A 1,785-nucleotide genomic window follows, 5' to 3' on the forward strand; every position below is an offset into this window, starting at 1 on the left:
TCGAACATGATCCGGCCATCCGAGGTATCGAGCGTGATCAGCGGCTCGTCGACCCGCCCGATGACGGTCACCCCGTGGTCTGGTGCGGCTGCGACCAGGTGATCCCTGGTTGTGACCCAGTCGTCGACGAGTGCCAGATCAATCCGCTCGCGGGCCCGCTGCTCGAAAGTCCCCCCAGCCTCGTGGACCTTGTCCGCGAACTCGTCCGCGTCCCGTTCCCAGGGCGGACGGCCATCGGCGGTGAGGTACATCGGCTTCGGTCGGTCCTCGACCGGCGGCGGTGCCGGGACCATCACGCGCTCAGGTGCTCCGAGAGCCTCGCCCCGCCCGATCCGCTCGGCGTTGATCGAGCACTGCGCCTCGACCTCGGCCTTGGTGAAATCGTTGCCGAGTCCTTCTTTTCCACGGCATCGCGCTTTGTGCTCCACGCCGTCGTCACCCACCCAGGCATAGGAGACACCGCTCGTGCCGGTCACGCGAGTGTGCACGCCGTCGGCGGCCAATCGATCCGCATAGTCGTCCCACGACGAAGCCAGGGCTCGCGCCTCGCGGAGCTTCACCCTGACTTCGTCGTGGGAGCTGTAGCCTCGGCCATCCGGATCGGCGCGCTGCGCCGCGTCCTTCGTCGTTGCCCGGGTGCCGCGTCCCTTGGAGGTTTTGCGGCACTCCTCGACGTACCGCGCGTTGTCATAGCCGAAGTGCTCCCGCACCAGTTCGTCGGTGCCGCCGGGACCGTGGCGAATCTGGTGGATGTTCTTCATGGGCCCGTCGATCGCGCGGCCGGCTGCATAGCGCAGCTCGCGCACCGTGCCGTTCTTGTCGACCAGCTCCAGCACCGCCTCGCGGCTGGAGACGTTCGCGATGATCACGTGCGTGTGCCATTTTCCCGGCTGCCAGACTCGCTCGCCGTCCGGCCCCTCGATCCATTTGCCGTTGTCACGCTGCGTCACGAGCTTCGCCATGTGACCGGGGAACCGCTTCTTCACTAGCGCCCGGGCCATCGTGTGCTGACGGTGCCCGGCCTGCTCGTCGCGGGGGTCGGCCTCCTCATGGGTCTGCGAAATGATCAGGTGGTATGCCTTGTGCTTGAGACCCGTCTTGCCCTGCACGGCCGCGTTCTGCTCGACACGGTCGGTGAAGTTCACCGGCGTGCAGTCGCCGATGGTGCTCACGAACTCGGCCCGTTCCGTCGGCTCCGGGCTGTCGATGTCCTTCGGCGCGATATTGCCGACGTACCGATCCAGCCCGACCAGCGTCCCGGCCGGGGAGATTTCCGTGATCATGCCGCCACCGCCGATGCATCGATCAGGTGGTCGAGGCGATCACGGATCGCGGCCAGCTCGGCCAGCACCGCTTCGTGGAGCCGGTTCTCCTCGCTCATCTCGACGGCGATGGTGACCGGAAGCTCCCGGTACCGATTCACGAAGAGCTGGAGTTGGTTCCGGTTCCGTCCGATCCCGACTTCCTGATGCTCGATCTCGGCGAGCCGGTCCGCGATCGCGGCCAGCTCCTCACTCAGCGCGGCCCGCAGAGTCGGATCGACATCCACGACCTTGCGGCCGAGGTAGGCATCGACCGCTGCTTCGACGACGACCGACAGCGCGCGGTTACCCGCCCGCTTCGCCAGCCGTGCACGGGTCCCGGGCCGGCCGCGGAACGCGATCGGCGATTCCTTCGTCACGGGGCGCGGCTTGCGAGGCGGGCGTGACGGCACGGCCGACGGCACGCCGGGATCGGCGACGAACGTCGCCTTCCGGTCCGCGCCATCGGCTGCGGGCATCTCGC

Annotated in this window: 1 protein-coding gene and 1 pseudogene; both read right to left on the minus strand. The window is 67.8% G+C overall.

What is annotated here, in order from left to right:
- A partial coding sequence (locus A5766_RS08545; protein WP_156527411.1) for a hypothetical protein occupies positions 1 to 1,283 on the minus strand: 1,283 nt, incomplete at its 3' end.
- Positions 1,280 to 1,785, minus strand: a pseudogene (locus tag A5766_RS24665) (hypothetical protein); the annotation flags it as partial. The gene A5766_RS08545 and the pseudogene A5766_RS24665, both read right to left, overlap by 4 nt.

Origin of the sequence: Gordonia sp. 852002-51296_SCH5728562-b (assembly GCF_001665475.1) — a bacterium.
In the GTDB taxonomy this organism is placed as follows: Bacteria; Actinomycetota; Actinomycetes; order Mycobacteriales; family Mycobacteriaceae; genus Gordonia; species Gordonia sputi.